General features: G+C 71.2%; 1 protein-coding gene. It reads right to left on the minus strand.

The annotated features are described in order from the left end of the window. The coding region (locus IEJ02_RS48100) for a beta-ketoacyl synthase N-terminal-like domain-containing protein (RefSeq protein WP_191070549.1) at positions 1 to 316 on the minus strand (316 nt) is incomplete at both ends.

Here is a 316-nt window from a genome sequence, read left to right on the forward strand (position 1 = left end):
ACGCCGTATCCACCGTCACCGCCGGACCCTCGAAGCCCAGCGTGTACGCCACCCGACCCGAGACCACACTGCCCGAGCTGGCCAGCATGGCGTAGCCTTCCAGCCGCGCGTCCCCGCCGCTGAGCCCGGCGGCGTAGTCGTGGTACATCACGCCCGCGTAGACCCCGGTCGGGCTGCCCTTCAACGACACCGGGTCGATCCCCGCCCGCTCCAGCACCTCCCACGACGCCTCCAACAGCAACCGCTGCTGCGGATCCGTGGCCAGCGCCTCCCGCGGATTGATCCCGAAGAACGCCGCGTCGAACGCGTCGGCGTC

Source organism: Streptomyces sp. 5-10, assembly GCF_014712245.1.
Taxonomy (GTDB): domain Bacteria; phylum Actinomycetota; class Actinomycetes; order Streptomycetales; family Streptomycetaceae; genus Streptomyces; species Streptomyces violaceusniger.